General features: G+C 45.7%; 2 protein-coding genes. One reads left to right on the forward strand and one right to left on the reverse strand.

Annotated elements, in window-relative coordinates:
• Window positions 1–110: 110 nt before the first annotated feature.
• The gene (locus H6F93_RS14170; protein WP_347277293.1) at window positions 111–1,535 is read left to right on the forward strand and encodes a GAF domain-containing sensor histidine kinase; all 1,425 of its coding nucleotides are present in this window, start codon (window positions 111–113) and stop codon (window positions 1,533–1,535) included.
• 336 nt (window positions 1,536–1,871) lie between these two features.
• On the opposite strand, the gene H6F93_RS14175 is transcribed toward H6F93_RS14170, so the two are convergent.
• Window positions 1,872–2,186: a hypothetical protein gene (locus H6F93_RS14175; protein ID WP_190681731.1), complete on the reverse strand. Its 315-nt coding sequence runs from the start codon at window positions 2,184–2,186 to the stop codon at window positions 1,872–1,874.
• Window positions 2,187–2,494: the final 308 nt, after the last annotated feature.

Below are 2,494 nucleotides of genomic sequence, written 5' to 3' on the forward strand. Positions count from 1 at the left end.
AACGGACACGAGAAGATGTCATTTTAACCAATGCTGCCTATGAAGGGCGGTTCATAACCGATCCCTACATTGTTCAGCAACAACCTAAGTCAGTCCTATGCTGACCCATTATTTACCAGGGAAAGCTAACAGGCATTCTATATCTGGAGAATAACCTGGTCACAGGAGCTTTTACCCCAGAGCGATTAAAAATTTTGCAACTGCTGACAGCGCAGGTTGCAATTTCGATCGAAAATGCAGCGCTTTACACCAATCTAGAGCAGCAAGTCCAAGAACGCACGGCGCAGTTACAGCAGTCGTTAACGTTTGAAGCAACCCTCAAACGAATTACAGATAGAGTTCGAGATAGTCTGGATGAAAACCAAATCTTAGAGACAACGGTTCAAGAACTGGCTCAGGTTCTCGGTGTGATGTGCTGCGATGCCGGAATTTATGACAGTGAGCACAAAACCTCCACAATTTGCTACGAATATAGAACGACGGTTCCTTCAGTGCGCGGGCGTACGTTCCAGATGGATGATGAATCTGCGATCTATGCTCAATTGTTGCAGGGGAGAAGCTTCCAGTTCTGTTTTGTGGTTCAGGAGGCTTCTCGACTCAAACATCAGTTCGCCATGCTAACGTGTCCGATCAGGGATAACAAGAGTGCCCTTGGGGATCTGTGGCTGTTTAAACCGAAAGAGGGCACGTTTGATGAGCAAGAAGTTCGGCTGGTGCAGCAGGTTGCCAATCAGTGTGCGATCGCCATTCGGCAAGCCCGTCTCTATCAGTCCGCTCAAACCCAAGTGCAAGCGTTAGAAGAACTTAATCAGCTCAAAGATGATTTCCTCAGCACTGTTTCTCACGAACTGCGGACGCCAATCTCCAATATGAAGATGGCAATTTACATGCTGAAGCAAATACCTGATCCTGAACGACAGCAGCGTTATCTAAATATTTTGCAATCTGAATGTGCTAGAGAAGTTGAGCTAATTAATGATTTACTCGACCTACAGCGTCTGCTTGCAGGTAATAAGTCCTTTGAGCCAGAAATCATTCAACTTCAAGACTGGATACCCCCAATCCTGGAACCCTTTGATGAACGAATCCAAAGTCGGCAGCAGAGTTTACAGGTGACTCTTGCTCCTGATCTACCTCTATTAACGACGGACCCTGCCAGCTTAGGACGTATTGTGTCCGAGTTACTCAATAACGCTTGCAAATACACGCCTCCAGAAGGGCAAATCACGGTCAACATTGACAGGGTTGAGAACAGCCAAATGCAGGATAATCAAGTTCCTGCGGCTGCCTGCTTCCCCTCCTCCATTCTCATTCAGGTCAGTAATTCTGGGGTAGAAATTCCGGCGGAGGAATTGCCGAGGATATTTGAAAAGTTTTATCGAATTCCAGGTAGCGATCGTTGGAAGCAAGGAGGAACCGGTCTAGGGCTAGCACTGGTACAAAAACTTGTAGAACACTTGGGCGCAGAAATTTGTGTGGAGAGTACTGCAAATCTTACATGCTTCATAGTTAAGTTACCAATTGAACAAATCTAAAGAATTAATCGACGAGTTTTTGGGGTTGTGTTGCAAAGATTTCTGAGTAACGAACAACCTGTATCGTCCGTGTTGCTCTAAGTAGGGGTAATGAGAGCGTCACTGGTTGAGCAAGGAGATTAGGTGCCCGCGATCGCACTAACAGCTAAGGCTAAAGAATCAGATCGAGAGCAAGCACTTGCAGCAGGTTACCAGCAGCATTTGGCTAAGCCTGTTGACCCAGATGGGTTACTCCGAACTGTGTTGGCTATAGTTCCCAGTAGAATTTGATAGCACCTCTCTCCAGCAATTTAACCTCTGGCACTAGAGAGCCATCACTTTCCTTAACAGATGCTTTCAAGAAGTGGCGACCGCTACTCTCTGAATCACTTCTCTGATGCTGGTCGTGTGACTGCGGTAGGCATCTGTCCTTGAATACCGTTCTAGCTGCTCTAAGCTAATCATTCCTCGTTCTGCTAATGCAGTGACTTCCCAAGGCAGTAGAGCGTCTAGTTTTACGCTCTCAACAAAATATTCATGAGTCTGACCTCGCTCTGCATTAAGTGCCGTGACTTGGTATGCAATAGTTTCTAGATCATGAAAATCAGCGCTTCTGGCTACAGTATCCGTAGACTTAATTCGGCAAGCTAATTTGAAAAAGGTATCTTTCATGGTTATGAGGGTGTAAGGGTTTACAAGGGTACAAGGACTCAAAACCGTCAACCAGAAAGTGAAACATTGTAAGTAGGTAAAACCACCTGCCCTAAAGTAACACGCTGCAACACAGGTGCAAAACATGTTCCTGGCGAACAAAAACTGATGTCTTCTAATCGGATACAACTAGTTGCTCAGCGCTGAACTAATCTTCCTCAGTTGAGCGGGTCTTTCCATCTCGAAAATAGACTCCATATGCCCACTCTTTAGCTTCTGGATAGAAGTCAAGCCCTACAATGTAGCCAACTGAACCTTTAGAGGTTCTA

The sequence above is a fragment of the Leptolyngbya sp. FACHB-671 genome, assembly GCF_014695745.1.
Lineage (GTDB): Bacteria > Cyanobacteriota > Cyanobacteriia > Elainellales > Elainellaceae > JAAUTN01.